Origin of the sequence: Mycobacterium sp. Marseille-P9652, from assembly GCF_902652685.1 — a bacterium.
Lineage (GTDB): Bacteria > Actinomycetota > Actinomycetes > Mycobacteriales > Mycobacteriaceae > Mycobacterium.
The window spans coordinates 153351-172406 of sequence record NZ_CACRUY010000003.1; the positions used below are offsets into that span (position 1 = coordinate 153351).

Consider the following 19056-nt stretch of genomic DNA (forward strand, 5'->3'; position numbering starts at 1 on the left):
GGTTGTTGCTCGTGGAGTTACCCGGTGCCCGGCGCTCATAAACCGCGCACGGGCGTGGCGGTCAGCCCTTGGTGAGGGTGAACTGCGCGACGTCGGTGTAGCCCTCGCGGAACAGGTCGGCGCAGCCGGTCAGGTACTTCATGTACCGGTCGTACACCTCCTGCGACTGGATCGCGATGGCCTCGTCGCGGTGCGCCTCCAGGGCCGCCGCCCAGGTGTCGAGGGTGCGGGCGTAGTGCAGGCGCAGCTGCTGGACGAGCTTCAGGTCGAAGCCGGCGCGCTCCGCGTGCTCCTTGACGACCTTGGCCGCGGGCAGGTCACCGCCGGGGAAGATCTCGTCCATGATGAACTTCATGAACCGGATCTTGGTCATGGTGATGGGCAGCCCGCGCTCGGCAAACTCCTCGTCGCTGGGCTTGATGATGGTGTGCAGCAACATCACGCCATCAGCCGGCAGGGCCTCATAGGCCATCTTGAAGAAGTCGGGGTAGCGGTCGCGCCCGAAGTGCTCGAAGGCGCCGATCGAGACGATCCGGTCCACCTTCTCGTCGAACTGTTCCCAGCCCTGCAGCAGCACGCGCTTGCTCCGTTGCGAGGGGTGCTCGTCAAGACGCTTCTGGACGTGCGCCTGCTGGTTGCGGCTCAACGTCAGGCCGACGACGTTGACGTCGTAGCGCTCGAGCGCACGGACGATCGTCGTGCCCCACCCGCAGCCGATGTCGAGCAGCGTCATGCCCGGTTCCAGCCCGAGCTTGCCGAGGGAAAGGTCGACCTTGGCCAGCTGCGCCTCTTCCAGCGTCATGTCGTCGCGCTCGAAGTATGCGCAGCTGTAGGTCCGCGTCGGGTCCAAGAACAGCGCGAAGAACTCGTCGGACAGGTCGTAGTGCGCCTGCACGTCCTCGAAATGCGGCTTCAAGCTGACGTTTTCGCTCGGCTTTTCGGGCAAGGCACAACCTTCGACGTTGGATGATTTTGTTGGCTTGGCGGCATGCGATCAGGGCCGATCACCGCGCTGAGGCCCTAGTGTATCGGGCCGGTCGCACCGCTCCTGCCAGTGCATTCCCCCTCCCGCGGGCCGGCCGCGAAACGGCCTATCGGGCAATCGATCTCCGGACGCGGCGGACAGCCGCGGCTCGGTGCCCCCGGCGTTGCTGGCGCCCGGCGCCGGCCGGTGTGAGAAATGGGGGCCTGGGTATACCCTCGTCGTGCTCACGACTCGTTGCGGTGCCAGCGTTTCAGCCGTTCGCCCCGACGGTCCGGTGCGGTGATGGCGGAGGCCAAGCCGATCCCCGAGGATCTGCGCCGCTTGGCGGCCGCGCACGGGGTGGCCACGTCCTATCGCAACGAGCGCCGCGAGCCGGTCGAGGTGGACGCGGACGTGGTGGTCCGCGTGCTCGGACTGCTCGACGTCGAGGCGGCCACGCCCGAGCAGCGGCGCCGCGAGCTGGCCCGGCTCGACGAGCTCAACCGCGTCGGCGCCCTGCCGCCGACGGTCGCCGTGCGTGTGGACGGGCGTCCCCATCCGCTTCCGGGGGCCACGCTCCTGGTGGGTGAGGACGGCGACCGGATCGACGTGCGTGACGAATTGCCCGGCGATCTGCAGCCCGGCTGGTACCGGCTCCACACCCGCGACGGCGGGGAGGCGACGCTGGTGGCCGCCCCGCCGCGGGTGCCGACCGCGCCGGACACGTGGGGGTGGATGCTGCAGCTGTATGCGCTTCGCTCGGCCCGCTCGTGGGGCATCGGCGACCTGGGGGATCTGCGGCAGTTCATGGATTGGACCGCGGCCGAGCACGGAGCCGGCGCGGTGTTGCTCAACCCGCTGAGCGCACCGGGGCCGACGCACCCCGTGCAACCCTCGCCCTACACCCCGTCCAGCCGGCGGTTCGCCAACCCGCTGGCGCTGCGCATCGAGGACATCGACGCCTATCACCGGGCCGACCCCGAGACCCGCGCGGAGATCGGTGCCCTGCGGGTGTCGGCGAGCACCGAGCGGATCGACCACGACCTCGTGTGGGCGGCCAAGCGGGCGGCGCTGGAGTTGCTGTGGCGCGCCGAGGGCAGGCCCTCCCCGCTGGACGCGCCGAACGCCTCAGCAGGCCTGCGGGACTGGGCCACCTACTGCGCGCTGGCCGAGCGCCACGACGGGCGGTGGAGCCGGTGGCCGGAGCCTCTGCGCGACGTCGCGAGCCCGGCGGTGGCCGAGACGCGCCTGGAGCTGGCGCCCAGGGTGGCGTTTCACGCCTGGGTTCAGCAGCAGTGCGCCGAGCAGCTCATCGCGGTCAGAGACGCCGCCCGCCAAGCCGGCATGGCCCTGGGCGTACTGCACGACCTTCCCGTCGGGGTCGACCAGGAGGGCGCCGACGCGTGGGCGCTGGCCAACGTGCTCGCCAGGGGTGTCAGCGTCGGCGCGCCGCCGGACAACTTCACGCCCCGCGGACAGGATTGGGGCCTGCCGCCCTGGCGGCCGGACCGCCTCGCCGCCACCGGCTACGCAGCGCTGCGCGACATGCTGCGCGCCGTGTTGACCTACGCCGACGGCCTGCGCATCGACCACGTCGCCGGCCTGTGGCGGCTCTGGTGGATACCGCCCGGCGACGGCCCGGACCGCGGCACCTACGTGCACTACGACGCCGACGTGATGCTCGCCGTCCTCGCCCTGGAGGCGCACCGCGCCGGGGCCATTGTGGTCGGCGAGGACCTGGGCACCGTCGAACCGGAGGTCACCGAGGCGCTGGCCGGCAACGGCATGTTGGGGTGCGCGGTGTCGTGGTTCACCCGCGACGAGTCCGCACCCGACGAGCCGCTGCTGCGCCCGGCGCAGTGGCCGTCGCGGGCGGCGGCGAGCCTTTCCACCCATGACCTGCCCACGGCGGCCGGGTTCCTCCGGGGAGAGCACGTGCGCGCGCGGGCCGACCTGGGCCTGCTCGACGACGTCCCCGCCGAGGAGGCCGGCGCCAAAAAGGAACGGGCCGAGTGGCTGGCGCTGCTGCGCTCCGAGGGGCTGCTGCCGCAGGACTCGCGCGAGCCCGACGAGGCGGCGATCATCGCCGCGATGCACCGGTTCCTGGCGGCGACGCCGAGCCGGCTGAAGCTGATCTCGCCGTACGACGTGATCGCCGAGCCCCGGCAGCCCAACCTGCCGGGCACCATCGACGAGTACCCGAACTGGCGGATCCCGCTGCCGGAGACCCTCGAGCAGCTGCGCGACGACCCCCGGGTCGCGGAGGTCACCGCCGCCTTCCGGGCGGTCGCGCCCGCGGCGCCCGCCGGCGCTCCGCCAATTCCCCAGGCGTGATCGGGTGTGGTGGACGCCCGCTTTGGCTAAAGGGAAGTAGAGCCCGGTGTCAGGTGGGTGGCACGGCCACACGGAATGGGAGCGTCAACCATGGAACCGATATCGCCGACGGATGCGCTGTTCCTTATCGGCGAGTCCCGCGAGCATCCGATGCACGTGGGTTCGCTGCAGCTCTTCGAGCCGCCCGAGGATGCTGGGCCGCACTTCGTCCGCGAGAACTACCAGGCCATGCTCGAGTGCACGCAGGTGCAGCCCACCTTCCGCAAGCACCCGGCCTTCTTCGGCGGCGTCACCAACGTGGCGTGGTCGTTCGACCGGGACGTCGAGCTCGACTACCACCTCCGCCGCTCGGCCCTCCCCGAGCCTGGACGGGTGCGTGACCTCCTGGAACTGGTGTCCCGGCTGCACGGCAGCCTGCTCGACCGGCACCGCCCGCTGTGGGAGGCGCACCTGGTCGAGGGCCTGCAGGACGGACGGTACGCGGTCTACACGAAGTTCCATCACTCGCTGATGGACGGCGTGACGGCGTTGCGGCTGATGCAGCGCGCGTTCACCGCCGACCCGGCCGATGACGAGGTGCGGGTGCCGTGGGCCCTGGGCCCGCGGCAGCGCAAGCAGCGCGAGCGGGCGTCGCTGCTGGGGCGGCTCGGCGGCGCCGCCGGGGCGGCGCTCTCCCTCGCCCCGTCCACGCTGAAGCTCGCGCGCGCCGCGCTGCTCGAGCAGCAACTCAACTTGCCGTTCCAGGCACCGCGCAGCATGTTCAACGTCCGGATCGGCGGGGCCCGGCGGGTGGCCGCCCAGTCGTGGTCGTTGGAACGCATCAAGGCGGTCAAGTCGGCCGCGGGCGTCACCGTCAACGACGTGGTGCTCGCCATGTCGGCCGGGGCCCTGCGCGCGTACCTGCAGGAGCAGAACGCGCTGCCCGACGCCCCGTTGACCGCGATGGTCCCGGTCAACCTCCGCAAGGACGACGACGACCGCGGGGGCAACATGGTCGGGACGTTCCTGTGCAACCTGGCGACCGACCTCGACGACCCGGGCCGGCGGCTCGAGGTGATCAGCACGTCGATCCGCGACACGAAAGAGGTGTTCTGGCAGCTGCCGCCGGTGCAGCAGCTCGCCCTGTCCGCGTTGAACGTCGGCGGGCTGTTCTTCGGCCTGATCCCCGGGTACCTTTCGGCGGCCTCCCCGCCGTTCAACATCGTCATCTCCAACGTCTCGGCCGGCCGCTCGGAGCCGCTGTACTGGCGCGGCGCCCGCCTCGACGGGAACTACCCCCTGTCGATCCCACTGGACGGGCAGGCGGTGAACATCACCGTCACGAACAACGACAGGAACCTCGACTTCGGTCTCGTCGGGTGCCGCCGCAGCATCCCCCACCTGCAGCGGCTGCTCGGTCACCTGGAGACGTCGCTGAAGGAGTTGGAGCGCGCCGTCGGCGTCTAGGACACGCGTTCGGCCAAGCATGCTGGGTATGGTGTACCATACTCAGCATGGCGGACAGGCTTCCCGAACGACTGAACCGGCACCCCACCGTCCGGCGGGTGCGGTCCAGGCCGAAGCAGACCAAACCCGTTGTCGTAGAGGCTGATTGGCTGCGCGAAATGTGCCTTCGGGCGGGCGCCGACGACGTCGCGTTCGCCAGCGTCGACGATCCCGCTCTGGCGTCGGAGGTCGAGCACGTCCGGGCCGCGCTTCCGGGAACGAATAGCTACATCTCCCTGGTGGTCAAGATGAACCGCGACAACGTGCGCTCGACGGCGCGCAGCGTGGCCAACCAGGAGTTCCATCGCAGCGGCGAGGTGCTCAACGAGGCGGCCCACCGGATCGTGCGGCAACTGCAGGATGCGGGCTACCGGGCGCTCAACCCGTCGGCGACCTTCCCGATGGAGATGGACAGGTTCCCCGGCAGGATCTGGGTGGTGGCGCACAAGCCGGTCGCCGTCGCGGCGGGCCTGGGCGTAATGGGCATCCACCGCAATGTGATTCATCCGAAGTTCGGCAATTTCATCCTGCTGGGCACCATCCTGCTCGACGCGCAGATAAGCAGTTACGGCACGCCACTGGACTACAGCCCGTGCCTGGAGTGCAAGCTGTGTGTCGCCGCCTGCCCCGTCGGGGCGATCGGCAAACAGGGCGAGTTCGACTTCGTCGCCTGCTCGGTGCACAACTATCGCGAGTTCATGGGCGGGTTCACCGACTGGGTCCAGACGATCGCCGACAGCGCTGGCGCGGCCGATTTCCGTTCCCGCGTCACCGATTCGGAGAACGCGTCGATGTGGCAGAGCCTGGCGTTCAAACCCAACTACAAGGCCGCCTACTGCCTGGCGGTGTGCCCGGCGGGTGAGGACGTCATCGAGCCGTACCTCGACGACCGCAGGGCCTTCATGGACACGGTGCTGAAACCGCTGCAGGACAAGGAGGAAACGCTGTATGTGCTGCCGAACTCGGCGGCGGGTGAGCACGCCCGGCGGCGATACCCGCACAAGCAGGTGAAGGTCGTCGACGGCGGGATCCGCGGACGCTAGCCGGGCGCGGCGGGTCGCCGCCAATGACGGGATCCGCGGACGCTAGCCTGCGGCGCGTTCGGCGTCGGCCGCGTAATCCAGGCACACGGTGGTGCCGCTGGGGCGCGCCTCGATGACGCAATGGTCGGCTACGGCATGCATGAGCAGGATGCCGCGCGACGCCCGCGGATCGTTGGGCCGGTGCGCCGTGCGCCGGTACCAGGTCCCGCGGTCGCTGACGCACACCCGGATCGACTTGACGGCGGGATCGAAGCTCGCATGAAGTTTCATGGTGCCCACGGTGCGGTGCTCGCGATACGCGTGCTCGACGCAATTGGCGAGCGCCTCGTTGACTCCCAGCACGATGTCGTCGTGGGCCTCCCCGGGCATCCGGGCGACCTGCCGCAGCCACCGCCGCAGCGCATGGCGCAGGTGCGCGGCCGTGGCGGCGTCGGCGGATCCGGCGAGCATCAACTGCGCCGGTGTGGCGGTCGTCGGGGGTCGTGAACTCATGACTGTCACATACCCATTCGGCCCGGGGCCGATAACGCGATCCTCGTCTCGCTTCGGCCACGGACCCATCAAGGTCGGTCGCGGAGGGTCGGGCCCCGGGCCGTTAGGCTGAGCAATGCCCGAATATCGATCACCCTCGACGGGTCGGACGGTGCGCGCGATCCTCTTCGATACCTTCGGAACCGTCGTCGACTGGCGCTCGGGCATCGCCGACGCGGTGGGGCAATTCGCTCATCGTCACCGCATCTCCTTGCGGCCGGCGGAGTTCGCCCTCGACTGGCGCAGCCGCTACCAGCCGGCGCTTCACGAAGTCCGTTCGGGGCGCAGGGAGTTCACGTCGCTGGACGTCCTGCACCGGGAGAACCTCGAAGCGTCGCTGCGGGCCGTCGGCGTCGCACCCGAGTCGTTGCCCGACGACGAGCTTCGGGCGCTGGCGCGCTCGTGGCGGTGGCTGCCGCCGTGGCCGGACAGCGTCGCCGGGATCTCCGCGATGAAGCGGCACGTCATCGTGGGACCGCTCTCGAACGGCAACACCGGACTGCTCGTCGAGATGGCGAAGTACGCCGGCCTGCCCTGGGACGTGGTGCTGGGCTCGGATGTCGGGCGCGCCTACAAGCCCGATCCGCGCGCCTATCACGCCCCGGCGCGTCTGCTGGGCCTGGAACCCGGCGAGGTGATGCTCGTCGCGGCGCACAACTCCGACCTTGCGGCCGCGCAAAGCTGCGGCCTGGCAACGGGATTCGTGGCCCGCCCCGGCGAATACGGGCCGGGTCAGACCGACGACCTCGGGCCGTCGGGCGACTGGGACGTGTCGGGCTCGGCCGTCACCGAGTTGGCCGACCGGCTGTTCGCCTGAGTCAGCGGGATGCCCGGCTCACGAGGCCTCGGCCTCGGCGCGTTCGTCCTGCAGCCGGTCCTTGCTGCGCAGCAGCCGCAGCATGGTCACGAACAGCAGCCCGCCCACGACATTGCCCACGACGGTGTAGCCGAACCAGCCCAGCCAGGTGAGGTAGCCGAACGGCGCCTTGCCGGTGACGAGCGCGCCGAAGATCAGCAGCGAGTCCAGGATCGAGTGGAACAGCCGCAGCCCGGCGAGCAGGAAGGCCCCGGCGATCGCCGCGGCGATCTTCGCGGGGACGGAATCCGTGCCGTGCTGCATGCGCGTCATCAGGGTGATGACCATGCCGCCGAGCACCGCCAGCGCCATGGACTGCGCCGACAGCGGCGCGGTCGCGAAGTGCGCCCCCGACTCCACGGTCTGCTCGTGCAGCTCCGGGAACCCTGTCATGATCAGCCACATGATCACGAAGCCGCCGACCAGATTGGCGAACATCGTGCCGCCCCAGAGTTTGGCGAGCTGCAGAAAGCTCGCGCGCTTGGCCGCCACGGTGACGACGGGCACCAGGAACCCCTCGGTGAACAGCTCGCTGCGGCCGAGCAGGAGCGCCAGGAAGCCGATCGAGAAGGCCAGTCCCGCCAGCAACGGCTGGTGGGTGGCATTGAGGGTTGACACGTAGGCGAGCACCCCCAGCGCGACCTCGGTACCGCCGAAGAAGCCGGTCACCAGCACCCCGCGCCAGGAGCGGTGCATCCGCTGGGCGCCCTCGCTCAGCATTCGGGTGAACGCCTCCTCGAGTTCGTCCTCGATGGGGCTGTTGTACTCCCCGAGCTGGCGTTGGATGGTGTGGCTCATGATGGATTCCTCACGCGGCCTAGATACCCGTTAATCGAATGACCAAGCCGTCTCGATGCCGCGTCAGTGCGGGTTTGTCCGGGCGTAGCGAGTCGGGTACCCGGTTTGCGGTGGCGCATCCTCGTGTTTGTGGTGGATGCCACACCGGGCCGATCCGGGCTGATTCGGGTTAATCCGGCCGCGGGGGCGGAAACTCGGCGCGTCGTGCGATGGCGTCGCGGTAGGCGTGCACGCGGTTGGGAATCGTCCCGAGCACCGCGACGGTGCGCCCCTCGATGCCGTAGGCGGCGACGAACTCCCACGCGCCCGCGTCGCCCTCGACGATCTCGACCGCATCGTAACCCGTTGGCACGCCCAGCATTTGGAGCTTCACATCGTACTGGTCCGACCAGAAGTACGGCACGTCGTCGTAGGCCTGGGCGGAGTCCGGGCCCGCGAGGAGCGTCCGGGCCGCTGCCGCGCCCTGCCGTCCCGCGTCCTCCCAGTGCTCGGTGCGCAGGTGCCGCTCGTACAGCGGGTGCCACCAGCGCGCGACGTCACCGGCGGCGACGACGTCGGGGGCGCCTTCCGCCGCACCCGTGGCGTCGCAGAGCACGCCGTCGTCCACCTGCAGTCCGGATCCCTCGAGCCAGCCGGTGTTCGGGCTGACACCCAGGCCGACCACCACGAGGTCCGCGGGCACCTGCGAACCGTCGGTGAGGCGGACCGCTTTGACGTGCCCGTTGCCGACGAAACCGTCGACTCCGACCCCGACGCGGAGGTCCACGCCGTGGCGGCGATGCAGGGCGGCCCACCGGGCGGCGAGTTCCTCGCCCAACGCGGCCAACAGCGGGCAGGCGGCCTTCTCGACGAGCACGACGTCGAGCCCGATCGATCGGCAACTCGCGGCGACCTCGGCGCCGATGAAACCGCCGCCCACCACGACGACCCGCGGCCGCGAGCCGAGCCGCTCCCGGATGGCCAGGCAGTCCTCGACCGTCCGCAGCATCAGCACCCCGTCGGGGACCGGGCCCCCCGGCCACTCGCGCGGGTGCGCACCGCTGGCGATCACCAGGCCGGCGAACGGTATCGGCGACTCCCGGCCATCGTCGCGCGTGTGCAGGGTCCGCGACGCCATGTCCACCTTCAGCGCCGTGGCGCCGCGCAGCACGCGCGCGTCAAAGTCGAACTGCGGAGCCAGGTCCACCCCCGCCCGGTAGACCTCGCCGGTGAGCAGTTTCTTCGACAGCGGCGGGCGGTGGTAGGGGGCGTGCCGCTCGGCGCCCACGATGGTCAGGTCACCGTCGTAGCCGTCCTGGCGCAGGGTTTCCGCCGCCCGCGTCCCCGCCACGCCGTTGCCGACGACGACCACCTTCCTGAGCTGACGAACCATGGCTCAGTCCCTCACCGTGATGGCCCGGGTGGGGCAGGAGACCTCGGCGGCCTTCAGCTGACCCCGAAGGTCGGCCGGAGGTTCGGCCTGCAGCACGTGCAGCCCGTCCTCGCGCGCGTCGAACACCTCGTGGCACAGGCTCATGCACACGCCGTTGCCGTCGCACGTGTCAAGATCGACCAGAACCTTCATCAGACCGTCACCTTTCCCTGCGACTGCGCCCGCTCCCGGGCGGCCTTGGCGGCCGGCGACTGCTCGATGTACGCGACCGCCTTCTGGGTGTCCGCCTCGGGACCGGGATGGTGGCCGGGCCGCAGGTAGCGGGCGGGCTGGGTGACCAAGAGCTGCCACGGTCCGGGCAGCTTGCTCGCGCGGGCGGCGCGCAGCCAATCCCGGAATCGCCATTTCTGGTCGATGGTCGGATCGTGGGACATGAGGTATCGCGCCCCGGCGATCCACCAGCCGATGAAGAGCGGCGCGACCATCGCCATCGAGAACGCCCGGATGAGGTAGTTGCCGCACACGTGCTCGTAGACGTCGAAGACCAGCGACCGGTGCTCGACCTCCTCCGCGCCGTGCCAGCGCAGCAGGTCGAGCATGACCGGGTCGGCGCCGGCCTGCTCGAGGCCCCGGTTCTGCAGGACCCACTGCCCGAGCATCGCGGTGAAGTGCTCCAGCGCCGCCACGTCGGCCAGGCGCCGGTACAACCACCACCTCTGCAGCGGCGGCGGGAAGAACTTCGGCGGGTCGCCGAGGGACAGGGACAGGGTCTTGCGCAGCCGCGTGGTGTACGGCGCGGTGTCGATGCCCTGCTCGGCCAGGTGGTCCAGCACCACCTGGTGCGCCCAGGCATGCCAGGACTCCTGCTGGATGAACGGCTTGATCGCCGCCTCCAGCTCGGGGTCGTCGACCAGCGACGACGCCTCGAGGACGGCCTTGATGAAGTGGCGCTCACCCTCGGGCAACAGCAGGTGCAGGACGTTGATCATGTGCGTGGTGAACGGGTCGTCCGGCACCCAGTGCAACGGCGTGTCCGACCAGTCGAAGCGAACCATCCGGCGGTACCTCGGATGTCCGTCGTGGTGCAGTTGGACCTCTGGCATTGGAACTCCTCCCGCCGACCGACGGCCGGCTCCTGCCTCGTTCGTGACGGAGTGGTCGACCAAGCGCGAGAGTGCTTGAGGCGTGTCGTGCTCACGACGCGCCGGCGCGGTCACGGCGCCGTGGCGACCCTTCAGTCGGCCGGGTACCCCGCGATCCGGGGAGATATACATACCGGCGGTACCGGGATCCTGGCAATTGCCTGTGAACAATCGTTCACTGCTCGCCGGGGAAGTTATCCCGTCGGCTCGCGGTTGCACCGTCAATGCGCACCGGTGTCGTGTTCCCTCAGACCGAGCTCGGCGGAGACCCTGCCGTCGTCCGCGCCTACGGTCAGCGGGTCGAAGAACTGGGATTCACCCACATCCTCGCCTACGACCACGTCGTGGGCGCCGACCCGGAGGTGCACCGCGACTGGCGGGGCCCCTACGACATCGAGACGACGTTCCATGAGCCGTTCGTCATGTTCGGCTACCTGGCCGCGGTCACCTCGCTGGAACTCGTCACCGGCGTCATCATCCTGCCGCAGCGCCAGTCGGTCCTGGTGGCCAAGCAGGCCGCCGAGGTCGACCTGCTCACCGGCGGGAACTTCCGGCTCGGTGTCGGATTGGGTTGGAACGCGGTCGAATACGAGGCGCTGGGCGAGCGGTTCACCAACCGCGGCGCGCGCTCCGAGGAACAGGTGCAGCTCATGCGCGCGCTGTGGACGCAGCGATCCGTCACCTTCGAGGGCCGATATCACACGGTGACCGGCGCCGGCCTGGCGCCGCTGCCGGTCCAGCGGCCGATCCCGGTGTGGATCGGCGCCGCGTCGGACCGCGCGCTGGAACGCGCCGGACGGCTGGGCGACGGGTGGTTCCCGATGGTGGGCCCGGGCCCGCGCCTCGACCAGGCGCGCGAACGGGTGGCGCGGGCGGCAAGCGATGCCGGGCGCGACCCCGCCACCCTCGGGATGGAGGGCCAGGTCAGCTGGACCGGTGATCCCGACAAGGTCGCCGCCCACATCGCGGCCTGGCGCGAGGGCGGGGCGACGTACGTCTCGGTGAACACCATGGGCGCCGGGCTCGCGACGGTCGACGACCACCTCGCCGCGCTGGAACGGGTGGCCGCCGACCTCACGTAGCGTCTTCTCAGCGCCGCGCGGGCCGGAGCACCGGGGTCACCAGCTCGCCCGTGGTCAGGTAGCTGTCGAGGTTGTGAATCGCCAACAGCGCCATGGCCCGTCGGGTCCGGGCGGTGGCGCTCCCGATGTGCGGGAACAGCACGACGTTGTCGAGGCCGACCAGCTCGGCCGGGACGTGCGGTTCGTCGGCGAAGACGTCCAGCCCCGCACCGGCCAGTCCCCCGGTCGCGAGCAGCTCGACGAGGGCGTCCTGATCAACGACGCTGCCGCGCGCGATGTTGACGAGATATCCCTCGGGGCCCAGCGCCTCGAGCACGGCGCGGTCGACGAGGTGTGGGGTCTTGCGGTCGCCCGTGGTGGCGACGACCAGGACGTCGACCGACTCGGCCAGCTCGACGGGCGATGCGGCATAGCGGTAGGGCGAGCCGTCGACCCGGTGGCGGTTGTGATAAGCGATTTCACAGTCGAATCCGAGCAGCCGCGTCGCAATGGCCGAACCGATCCGGCCCAGTCCCAGGATCCCGACCCGCAGACCGCTCACGTCCCGGCCGTACGGAAACGCGCCGTCGCGGGACCACCGGCCCTCCCGCACGTAGCGGTCGGCGGCCCCGAAGCGGCGCAGCGTCATCAGGATCAGCCCCAGCGCCGTGTCGGCCACGGTGTCCGACAGCACGTCGGGGGTGTTGCTCACGCCGATGCCGCGGCGCCCGGCCTCGTCCAGGTCGATCGAATCGACCCCGTCGCCGTAGTTGACGATCGCCTCGAGGTTGGGCAGCGCCGCCATGGTGTCGGCGTCGACGCCCGGGGAGCCGGACGTGACGACGACCCGCACGTCCGTCCCGTGCTCGGCGAGGAACTGCTTGCGACTGGGGCCGCCCGGGAGTTCGGGAATGTCATAGCGCGCGGCCAGCTCGGCGGAGAACGTTGGCTCGAGGTTACCGACGCGCAGCACCCCGCCGTTGTTGTTCACCGTCACGCTCCGCTCCCGCCCGAGTCACCCGACCGCCATCGCCGCAAGGCAACCCCCGGGTTCCCGATTTGAGTAGTCCTACCCTTCTGAACCCACCGCGCCCGGCCGCATGCTGGTGCCCATGACACTTCCCGACAACACCTCGAAGAACACCGTCGCCTTCTTCATCCAGGCAGCCGTGGCGTTCGGCGTCAGCCTGGTCGCCGCGGTCGGCGGCATCCTCTTCCTTCCGCTCGACACGTGGCAGCGGATGTTCTTCGGCATCACGATGCTGTTCCTCGTCTCGAGCGCCTTCACCCTGGCGAAGGTCATCCGCGACCAGCAGGAAGCCGCGACCGTCCGGGTGCGCCTCGACGAGGCGCGGATCGAGAAGCTGCTGGCGGAGTACGACCCGTTCACCAGCGCGGGCTGACGCCCGGTCTCGCGCGGGATTCTCCGCGCGGGCCGAGGCCCGCGCACGCCCTATGCTGAGCCCGATGGCGACCGACAGTCCCGACGCGACCGCGCCGCTGTGGCGCGCGGCCCAGGTCTTCCGGCTGCTGAGTTGCCTTTATGCGCTGGGCTTTCAGATCGCGGTCAACGCGGACCTGCGCCGGCCGGCGCTGGGATGGGTGCTGTTCGCGGTCCTCATCGCCTGGAGCGCGGCCTGCGCGTACGCCTACCTGCGCGGCTTCGGCCGCAGGCCCGCGTGGGTGATCGCGGAAGTCGTGGTCGTCGTCGGGCTGATGTTGTCGAACGAGATCGTCACCTCCCCGCAGTGGGCCGCCGACAACCAGACGTGGCCGACGACGCTGTGGGCCAGCAACCCGACGATCTCGACCGCCATCCAATTCGGCCCGGTCGGCGGGGTGGCGACGGGCCTGGTGGTGATGGCCACCAACTTCGCCGTGAAGAACTACTTCAGCCTCAACCTCGGCCACAACGCCACCATCATCATCGAGTTGGCGATCGGCATGGCCATCGGTATGGCCGCCCAGACCGCGCGCCGCGCCCACGACGAGCTGCAGCGGGCGGCTCAGTTGTCCGCCGCGGTGAACGAACGGGAGCGACTCTCGCGTGAGGTTCACGACGGCGCCATCCAGGTGTTGGCGCTCATCGCCAAGCGGGGCCACGAAATCGGCGGCGCCACTTCCGATCTGGCCGACCTGGCCGGTGAGCAGGAACGGGCGCTACGACGGTGGGTGGCCTCCATCGGCATCGACCAGGACGGGGACCGGTCCACGATCGACGTGCGCTCCCTGCTCCGCCGCAAGGAGTCCGACCGGGTGTCTGTCAGCCTGCCGGGAACGCCCGTCGTCCTACCGAGGCCCGCGGCCGCGGAGTTGGACGCCGCGGTGGGTAACGCGCTGGACAACGTTCGGGCCCACGCGGGCCCCGACGCCCACGCATACGTGCTCCTGGAGGACCTGGGTGACTCGGTGACGGTCACCGTGCGCGACGACGGAGTCGGAATCCCCGCCGGCCGGCTGGAGGAGGCCGTGCTGCAGGGACGCTTCGGGATCGCGAAATCGATTGTGGGCCGGTTGGAGTCGATGGGGGGCAGCGCACACCTGCACTCTGCCGCGGGCGAGGGCAGCGAGTGGGAGATGCGGGTGCCGCGACGGGAGGGACGCCATGGCTGAGGCCACCGATACTGCCCCGACGGTGATGGTGGTCGACGACCACCCGATCTGGCGCGACGCGGTCGCACGCGACCTCGCCGGCGACGGATTCGACGTGGTCGCCACCGCCGACGACGTCGCCGCCGCGCGCCGCCGCGCGGAAGTGCTCAAGCCGGACGTCGTCGTGATGGACATGAGGCTCGCCGACGGTGACGGAGCCCAGGCGACGGCGGAGGTGCTCGCGGTGTCACCGTCGTCGCGGGTGCTGGTGCTGTCGGCATCGGACGAGCGCGACGACGTCCTCGAAGCGGTCAAGGCGGGAGCCACCGGGTACCTCGTGAAAAGCGCTTCCAGGGCCGAGCTTTCGGAGGCCGTCGCGGCGACGGCGGCGGGCCGGGCGGTGTTCACCCCGAGCCTGGCCGGGCTGGTCCTCGGCGAGTACCGGCGCATCGCCCAGAGCAAGGAGCCGGGAGTGACCGGGCCCAGCCTCACCGAGCGTGAAACCGAGGTGTTGCGCTACGTGGCAAAGGGCCTGTCGGCCAAACAGATTGCGCAGAGGCTGTCGCTGAGCCACCGCACCGTCGAGAATCACGTCCAGGCGACGTTCCGCAAGCTACAGGTCGCCAACCGCGTGGAGCTGACGCGCTACGCGATCGAGCACGGGCTGGACGGCGAGCCCTAGAGAGCCCTAGCCCGCCGCGACGCGCCCCGGAGCGGTGACCGCCAGAACCATCGTGAGGGCCATGATCAGGCCCGACAGCACCACGACGCAGCCGCCGAGGAGGAGGGCCAACTGGCCGCTGGGCATCCCCGCCGCAACCTTGCCGAAGACGATGGGAGCGGGGATGATTCGCGCGGCCAGCAGCAGCGGGCCCAGGCAGCCCGCCGCGGACGCGCCGACGGTGACCCAGACACCGGACCGCCGCCGACACAGCAGCAGGACGCCGCCACCCAGCAGCCCCGCCGCGGCGAACAGCTCGAGGCAGCCGAGCAACCCCAGACCGAGGCCGAAGGGGCTCAGCAGCATCAGCACGGCGAGGAAGCCCAGGCCGTCGAGCAACTTGGCAAGGGCGCAGCCGGCGGTGAGGAACCCGCACAGGTGGACCGCGAATCCGACGAAATTCAAGGCGGCGGCTCCGGCGGCCAGGGACCGCGGCGCATTCTGAATCGCCATGTCCGCCCGCCTATCTCGGCTCGACGGGAGCGGGTGCGAGCGTGGCCACCGCCCGGGCGGCCAGCAGCGCGGCCACCATGGCGGTGAAGCAGACGAGGCCCTCGTCCTTGAGGCCCCACCGCACCCCGGCCAAGGTCGCCACTCCCGCGACGCACAGCAGGGCGCCGGTCACCGCCCCCCGTCCGACCGAGGAGATCGCGCCCACCCCGTCCCAGCCCGCCAGCGGGTTGTTCTCCAGCGGCCGCCGCGCCAGAAACATCGCGGCGACGGCGATCACCATCACCAGCACTTGCGCGACGCTGACGACCAGGAAGTCCGGCCGGCCGGGATAGCGGGGGTGACCCAGGACGTCGAACACCAGTTGCGTGGCGAGCAGCGCGGGCATGTGCCAGAGGTAGAGGGTCATCGCCCCGGAGTTGCCGATCGCGGTCCACCACCACACCCGCGGCCGCCGCGCCCACCGCCCGACCGCCGGCGCGGCGGCGATCGCCAAGGCGCTCAACACAATCGCGTGTCCGGCCAGCAGCAGCGACGGCGGGCTGGTGTTGGACAGGCGGTGGTCGCCGGTGCCGACCATGCTGACCTCGTACGGACCCCAGGTCACCAGCGCCAGATCCACCGCGAACGCGGCGGCGGCCACCACCAGCGCGGCCCGCCCGCTGAGCAGTCGGCGGCGATACGCCACGCCGAACATGGCGGGGATGAGCCACACACCGAGGTTGAGGTAACCCAGCGCCGACGCGGCGGGCCAATGCAACCGGACCGCGTCCACCGCCGCGATGGCCCCATAGACCACCAGCACACCCCAGGCCAGGCGGTGCCCTGTGGTGATCCGGGCCAGCACCGGCATGGCGCCCAGCACCAGCACATAAGCGCCGAGGAACCACAGCAGCTGGGTGCTGACGCCGGCGACGGGTTCGTAAACGTGCTGCGGCAGAACGCCGTACAGCACGGTCAGCGCGACCGCCCAGAAGGCGAGGTAGTAGAAGACCGGCCGGAAAAGCCTGGTGCAGCGCCGCATCAGCCAGCCACCCCAGTTGGTGCCCGGCGACCAGGACGACACGCACGCCGCGGCGCCGGCGAAGAAGAACAGCGGCATGATCTGGAAGATCCAGGTCAGCGCCTGGAACACCACCGAGGTCGTCAGCAGGTTGTCCCAGATCAGCACGCCGTTGCGGATGACGCTGATCGCCATCACGGTGTGGCCGGCGATGACGCCGATCAGGGCCCCGATGCGCATGACGTCCAGGGCGCGGTCGCGGTCGGCCGGGGTGCGGGCCGCCAGCTCGGTGGGCGTGGGAAAGCCAAAAGTTGTCACGGGCGCGTGGATGCCTTTCCGTTCGAGGGTGCGAATCTGGTTGCAGCGCACCTCGAAAAAGCATCACGAAATGACGGGGCGCAAGCCCGCGCGTTTCTACCCGTCATGCGTGAGTAGAACTACTCAGGTTCCGTCCCGCGTTATTCCAGGACGAAGACGGGGATCTGCCGCTCCGTCTTCGTCTGGTATTCGGCGTACGGCGGGTACGCCTCGACCGCCAGGCGCCACCACTCGTCGCGCTCGGGCCCCTCGAGCTCGCGCGCGGTCAGCTGCACCACCTTGTCGCCGTCCTGCAGCGTCACCGACGGATTGGCCTTGACGTTGAAGTACCACAGCGGGTGCTCCGGGGCGCCGCCCTTGGACGCCACCATGGCGTAGCGCCCATCCTTCTCGACGCGCATCAACGGCACGTATCGCTGCTTGCCGCTCTTCGCGCCCGTGACGGTCAGCAGCACGACGGGGCGGTCGTAGATGTGGACGCCGTCGGTCGTGCCCTGACTCAGGATCTTCTCGGTCTGCTCGCGCACCCAATCGGTCGGGCTCAGCTCAATGTTGTCGGCCATAGCCAGGCCAACGCCCCCGCCACCCCCGGTCATTCCCCCGGCCCTCGCGGTGTAACTAGACAGTTCAGACTGTACAGTCTAGGCTGTCTATATGGTCACCGTCAGCGAGTCGTCGATCCGGGCGGCCAGGGATCTGCGCGTCGTGTTCAGCAGGCTGCGCAGGCGCCTGCGGGAGGCCGCCACGGCGGACGACCTCACACCGCCGCAGACGGCGGCGTTGCTGCGGCTCGCCAAGGACGGGCCGGCCTCCACCAGCCAGCTGGCCGGCGCCGAACGCGTTCGGCCGCAGTCCATGGCCGCCACGGTGGCCGGGCTCGACCGGCACGGCCTGATCGAACGCGCGCCCGATCCGCACGACGGCCGCCGCCAGCTCATCGCCCTGACCGCCGCCGGCCGCCGCCGCGCCGAGAGTGACCGGAAGGTGCGCGACGAGTGGCTGGCGCGCGCGATGGAGGACCGCTACACCGAGCGCGAGCGCCAGGTGATCAACGACGCCCTGGCGTTGCTCGCCCGGCTGGACGATTGACGAAAGGAGCCACGACACAATGAAATTCGGCGTCCACTACATCGATTTCCTGCCCGGGCCGCCCGAACGGCTTGGCCCGACGATGGCCGCCACGGCCAGAGCCGCCGAGGATGCCGGAGTGGAGATGTTCACCCTGGCGGACCACTTCTTCCAGATGGAAGGCCTCGGTTCGGCCGAAGACCCGTTCCTCGAGGGGTATACGTCCATGGGTTACCTCGCCGGCCTGACCGAGCGCCTCACGCTCACCATGCTGGTCACCGGGGTCACGTACCGCTACCCCGGCGTGCTCGCCAAGACCGTGACCACCCTGGACGTCCTTGCCGGCGGCCGAGCCATGCTGGGCCTCGGCGCCGCCTGGTACGACCGCGAGCATCACGCGCTCGGCATCCCCTACCCGCCGCTCGGCGAGCGCTTCGAGATGCTCGAGGAAACGCTGCAGATCTGCCGGCAGATGTGGAGCGACGACGACGGTCCGTTCGAAGGCCGGCACTACCGGCTCGCCGAGACGATCTGCCGGCCGCAGCCGGTGCGCCGACCACCCATCCTCATCGGCGGCGCCGGGGAGAAGAAGACGCTGCGCCTGGTGGCGCAGTACGCCGACGTGTGGAACAGCACTTCCGCGCTCGAGGAGTTGCCGCACAAGCTGGACGTCCTGCGCCGCCACTGCGACGCCGTGGGACGCGATTTTGGTGAGATCCGGCTCACCGCGGGCCTTTTCGCAGATCCCTTCGCCGACGTCGACGAATACCTGCGCCAGTTGGACCGCTACTCCGCGCTGGGAATCGACCTGGTCAACACCGGGCCGCTTCCCGGCACGACCGATCCGGCGGGTTGGGTCCGGCGGCTGGGCGACGAGGTGCTCCCGCGGGTGGCGGCATAGGTCCGGATCGCGGGGTCAGCTCTTGGCCGGTGGGCTCGCGTTGTGGTGGTTCGGGCAGTAGTCGGCGGTCGCCGCCCCGACGAACAGCTTGGCCTGGTCCGGATTCAGCCGGTGCGCGCCGGTGAGCACGTCCACCTCGTCCTTCTGGGTGAAGCCGGAGTCGAGGTCCTTGCACATCATGCGGGCCATGTCCACGGTCTGGGCCGCCGAGCCGAGATGGACGCCGTGGTTGTTGAGGTAGCTGTTGAAGTCGGCGTCGGTGGTGTCGGCCGCCGCCGACGCGGCCGGCAGCAGCGCGATCGCCAGCAACCCACCCGAGACGCACGCGCAGATCTTGTTCATCATGTCCATCACCTTCCGAACGGTCGACAGCCGGACCATCCTCATAGGAAACTGTTTCCGGTAAGCATGGACCCT

General features: G+C 70.1%; 21 protein-coding genes. 10 read left to right on the top strand and 11 right to left on the bottom strand.

All coding sequences use genetic code 11. The annotated features are described in order from the left end of the window. Positions 1-61 precede the first annotated feature (61 nt). Positions 62-946, bottom strand: a complete 885-nt coding sequence (locus GPY60_RS03400) for a cyclopropane mycolic acid synthase family methyltransferase (RefSeq protein WP_156686210.1) — start codon at positions 944-946, stop codon at positions 62-64. A gap of 321 nt (positions 947-1267) precedes the next feature. Here GPY60_RS03400 and malQ point away from each other — a divergent pair, with 321 nt between their 5' ends. The 3 genes from malQ to GPY60_RS03415 all read left to right on the top strand — a co-directional run bounded on the left by malQ (position 1268) and on the right by GPY60_RS03415 (position 5826). Further along, a complete protein-coding gene (gene malQ, locus GPY60_RS03405) occupies positions 1268-3298 on the top strand; it encodes a 4-alpha-glucanotransferase (RefSeq protein ID WP_156686211.1) in 2031 nt (676 codons plus the stop codon). Positions 3299-3388: 90 nt separating this feature from the next. Next, the gene (locus GPY60_RS03410; protein ID WP_156686213.1) at positions 3389-4744 is read left to right on the top strand and encodes a WS/DGAT/MGAT family O-acyltransferase; all 1356 of its coding nucleotides are present in this window, start codon (positions 3389-3391) and stop codon (positions 4742-4744) included. A 47-nt stretch (positions 4745-4791) separates the two neighbouring features. Then, entirely contained in the window at positions 4792-5826 is a 1035-nt protein-coding gene (locus GPY60_RS03415) for an epoxyqueuosine reductase (protein ID WP_156686214.1), read from the top strand. A gap of 42 nt (positions 5827-5868) precedes the next feature. Here GPY60_RS03415 and GPY60_RS03420 read toward each other — a convergent pair whose 3' ends face one another. Then, entirely contained in the window at positions 5869-6318 is a 450-nt protein-coding gene (locus GPY60_RS03420; protein ID WP_156686215.1) for an ATP-binding protein, read from the bottom strand. 115 nt (positions 6319-6433) lie between these two features. On the opposite strand from GPY60_RS03420, the gene GPY60_RS03425 reads away from it, so the two are divergent. After that, complete coding sequence (locus GPY60_RS03425) at positions 6434-7174, top strand: haloacid dehalogenase type II (protein WP_156686216.1); 741 nt, start codon at positions 6434-6436, stop codon at positions 7172-7174. Positions 7175-7192: 18 nt separating this feature from the next. Here GPY60_RS03425 and GPY60_RS03430 read toward each other — a convergent pair whose 3' ends face one another. The 4 genes from GPY60_RS03430 to GPY60_RS03445 form a co-directional block, all read right to left on the bottom strand. After that, the gene (locus GPY60_RS03430; protein WP_156686217.1) at positions 7193-8011 is read right to left on the bottom strand and encodes a formate/nitrite transporter family protein; all 819 of its coding nucleotides are present in this window, start codon (positions 8009-8011) and stop codon (positions 7193-7195) included. A 169-nt stretch (positions 8012-8180) separates the two neighbouring features. Then, positions 8181-9383 carry an NAD(P)/FAD-dependent oxidoreductase gene (locus GPY60_RS03435; RefSeq protein ID WP_156686218.1) on the bottom strand — a complete coding sequence of 401 codons (1203 nt, stop codon included), beginning with the start codon at positions 9381-9383 and terminating at the stop codon, positions 8181-8183. 3 nt (positions 9384-9386) lie between these two features. Next, a complete protein-coding gene (locus GPY60_RS03440; RefSeq protein WP_156686219.1) occupies positions 9387-9575 on the bottom strand; it encodes a ferredoxin in 189 nt (62 codons plus the stop codon). Further along, positions 9575-10486: a metal-dependent hydrolase gene (locus tag GPY60_RS03445; RefSeq protein ID WP_156686220.1), complete on the bottom strand. Its 912-nt coding sequence runs from the start codon at positions 10484-10486 to the stop codon at positions 9575-9577. The genes GPY60_RS03440 and GPY60_RS03445 overlap by 1 nt, the downstream gene beginning before the upstream one ends. A 263-nt stretch (positions 10487-10749) precedes the next feature. Here GPY60_RS03445 and GPY60_RS03450 point away from each other — a divergent pair, with 263 nt between their 5' ends. Next, entirely contained in the window at positions 10750-11607 is an 858-nt protein-coding gene (locus tag GPY60_RS03450) for an LLM class F420-dependent oxidoreductase (RefSeq protein WP_156686221.1), read from the top strand. 7 nt (positions 11608-11614) lie between these two features. On the opposite strand, the gene GPY60_RS03455 is transcribed toward GPY60_RS03450, so the two are convergent. Further along, positions 11615-12583 carry a 2-hydroxyacid dehydrogenase gene (locus GPY60_RS03455; RefSeq protein ID WP_156686222.1) on the bottom strand — a complete coding sequence of 323 codons (969 nt, stop codon included), beginning with the start codon at positions 12581-12583 and terminating at the stop codon, positions 11615-11617. A 115-nt stretch (positions 12584-12698) separates the two neighbouring features. On the opposite strand from GPY60_RS03455, the gene GPY60_RS03460 reads away from it, so the two are divergent. Genes GPY60_RS03460 through GPY60_RS03470 form a run of 3 tightly spaced genes read left to right on the top strand, consistent with a single transcriptional unit; the run spans position 12699 to position 14860 of the window. After that, positions 12699-12989, top strand: coding sequence for a YiaA/YiaB family inner membrane protein (locus GPY60_RS03460; protein WP_156686223.1), 291 nt, complete (start codon positions 12699-12701; stop codon positions 12987-12989). 52 nt (positions 12990-13041) lie between these two features. Then, positions 13042-14199: a MacS family sensor histidine kinase gene (gene macS / locus GPY60_RS03465; protein WP_156686224.1), complete on the top strand. Its 1158-nt coding sequence runs from the start codon at positions 13042-13044 to the stop codon at positions 14197-14199. Then, entirely contained in the window at positions 14192-14860 is a 669-nt protein-coding gene (locus GPY60_RS03470) for a response regulator (protein WP_156686225.1), read from the top strand. The genes macS and GPY60_RS03470 overlap by 8 nt, the downstream gene beginning before the upstream one ends. Positions 14861-14866: 6 nt before the next feature. On the opposite strand, the gene GPY60_RS03475 is transcribed toward GPY60_RS03470, so the two are convergent. From GPY60_RS03475 to GPY60_RS03485, 3 genes are all read right to left on the bottom strand, one after another. After that, a complete protein-coding gene (locus GPY60_RS03475; protein ID WP_156686226.1) occupies positions 14867-15352 on the bottom strand; it encodes a hypothetical protein in 486 nt (161 codons plus the stop codon). 10 nt (positions 15353-15362) lie between these two features. Further along, positions 15363-16670: an acyltransferase family protein gene (locus tag GPY60_RS03480; protein WP_231639289.1), complete on the bottom strand. Its 1308-nt coding sequence runs from the start codon at positions 16668-16670 to the stop codon at positions 15363-15365. Positions 16671-16810: 140 nt separating this feature from the next. After that, complete coding sequence (locus GPY60_RS03485; protein ID WP_156686227.1) at positions 16811-17233, bottom strand: nitroreductase family deazaflavin-dependent oxidoreductase; 423 nt, start codon at positions 17231-17233, stop codon at positions 16811-16813. 91 nt (positions 17234-17324) lie between these two features. On the opposite strand from GPY60_RS03485, the gene GPY60_RS03490 reads away from it, so the two are divergent. Together GPY60_RS03490 and GPY60_RS03495 are read left to right on the top strand one after the other, a co-directional pair. Continuing rightward, entirely contained in the window at positions 17325-17759 is a 435-nt protein-coding gene (locus tag GPY60_RS03490) for a MarR family winged helix-turn-helix transcriptional regulator (RefSeq protein WP_156686228.1), read from the top strand. Between the two features lie 19 nt (positions 17760-17778). Then, complete coding sequence (locus GPY60_RS03495; RefSeq protein WP_156686229.1) at positions 17779-18639, top strand: LLM class F420-dependent oxidoreductase; 861 nt, start codon at positions 17779-17781, stop codon at positions 18637-18639. A 15-nt stretch (positions 18640-18654) separates the two neighbouring features. On the opposite strand, the gene GPY60_RS03500 is transcribed toward GPY60_RS03495, so the two are convergent. Continuing rightward, on the bottom strand, positions 18655-18984 hold the full coding sequence (locus GPY60_RS03500; protein WP_197283519.1) for a DUF732 domain-containing protein: 330 nt from the start codon (positions 18982-18984) through the stop codon (positions 18655-18657). Positions 18985-19056 lie beyond the last annotated feature (72 nt).

Coding starts and splice junctions, on each gene's coding strand:
- GPY60_RS03410 (WP_156686213.1), top strand. CDS start 3,389: ATGGAACCGATATCGCCGACGGATGCGCTGTTCCTTATCGGCGAGTCC.
- GPY60_RS03490 (WP_156686228.1), top strand. CDS start 17,325: ATGGTCACCGTCAGCGAGTCGTCGATCCGGGCGGCCAGGGATCTGCGC.
- GPY60_RS03440 (WP_156686219.1), bottom strand. CDS start 9,575: ATGAAGGTTCTGGTCGATCTTGACACGTGCGACGGCAACGGCGTGTGC.
- GPY60_RS03450 (WP_156686221.1), top strand. CDS start 10,750: ATGCGCACCGGTGTCGTGTTCCCTCAGACCGAGCTCGGCGGAGACCCT.
- GPY60_RS03445 (WP_156686220.1), bottom strand. CDS start 10,486: ATGCCAGAGGTCCAACTGCACCACGACGGACATCCGAGGTACCGCCGG.
- GPY60_RS03500 (WP_197283519.1), bottom strand. CDS start 18,984: ATGATGAACAAGATCTGCGCGTGCGTCTCGGGTGGGTTGCTGGCGATC.
- GPY60_RS03475 (WP_156686226.1), bottom strand. CDS start 15,352: ATGGCGATTCAGAATGCGCCGCGGTCCCTGGCCGCCGGAGCCGCCGCC.
- GPY60_RS03425 (WP_156686216.1), top strand. CDS start 6,434: ATGCCCGAATATCGATCACCCTCGACGGGTCGGACGGTGCGCGCGATC.
- GPY60_RS03470 (WP_156686225.1), top strand. CDS start 14,192: ATGGCTGAGGCCACCGATACTGCCCCGACGGTGATGGTGGTCGACGAC.
- GPY60_RS03485 (WP_156686227.1), bottom strand. CDS start 17,233: ATGGCCGACAACATTGAGCTGAGCCCGACCGATTGGGTGCGCGAGCAG.
- macS (WP_156686224.1), top strand. CDS start 13,042: ATGCTGAGCCCGATGGCGACCGACAGTCCCGACGCGACCGCGCCGCTG.
- GPY60_RS03460 (WP_156686223.1), top strand. CDS start 12,699: ATGACACTTCCCGACAACACCTCGAAGAACACCGTCGCCTTCTTCATC.
- GPY60_RS03430 (WP_156686217.1), bottom strand. CDS start 8,011: ATGAGCCACACCATCCAACGCCAGCTCGGGGAGTACAACAGCCCCATC.
- malQ (WP_156686211.1), top strand. CDS start 1,268: ATGGCGGAGGCCAAGCCGATCCCCGAGGATCTGCGCCGCTTGGCGGCC.
- GPY60_RS03415 (WP_156686214.1), top strand. CDS start 4,792: ATGGCGGACAGGCTTCCCGAACGACTGAACCGGCACCCCACCGTCCGG.
- GPY60_RS03495 (WP_156686229.1), top strand. CDS start 17,779: ATGAAATTCGGCGTCCACTACATCGATTTCCTGCCCGGGCCGCCCGAA.
- GPY60_RS03420 (WP_156686215.1), bottom strand. CDS start 6,318: ATGAGTTCACGACCCCCGACGACCGCCACACCGGCGCAGTTGATGCTC.
- GPY60_RS03435 (WP_156686218.1), bottom strand. CDS start 9,383: ATGGTTCGTCAGCTCAGGAAGGTGGTCGTCGTCGGCAACGGCGTGGCG.